The following is a 475-nucleotide window of genomic DNA, read 5'->3' as shown; positions in this document are numbered from 1 at the left end:
CGCTTCGAGCGTGACGCCCAGGGCCAACTGATCGGCGAGGACGAGCGCCGCTTCCAGTACGACGACGGCGGCAACCGCCTCCCGGACGACAACGCCGAACTCGAGCGTGATCGCCTGGTCAAAACGGCCCATGCCGAACGCCGCTACGACGACCTGGGCGCCGAAACCACCGTTCTGGGCGACACCCCGGAATACCGGCGATTTGACGCCGAAGGCCAGCTCACCGAACTCAGGCGCGACGGTCTGCGCGTCCAGTACGGCGCCGACGCCCTCAACCGCCGTGCTTGGCGCAAGAGTACCGAAGGCACCACCACCTACCTGTGGCACAACGACGTCCTGCTTGGCGAACACCGTCCGGACGGCACCTGGCAGTTCTACATCCGGGACCCCCAGACCGACGCGCCGTTACTGACGCTGATCAATGGCACTCCCTACTACTACGAACTCGACTGGCGGGCTATGCCGATCCGGCTCT

General features: G+C 65.9%; 1 protein-coding gene. It reads left to right on the top strand.

Going from position 1 to position 475, the window contains the following annotated elements:
* Window positions 1–475, top strand: a 475-nt coding sequence (locus AC1RQI_RS17045) for a hypothetical protein (protein ID WP_481905807.1), incomplete at both ends; no start/stop codon positions are given.

The organism is Salicola sp. AFF1, from assembly GCF_056783195.1.
Note: the sequence above shows the minus strand (reverse complement) of the source record. Positions and strands in the feature narration are given on the sequence as shown.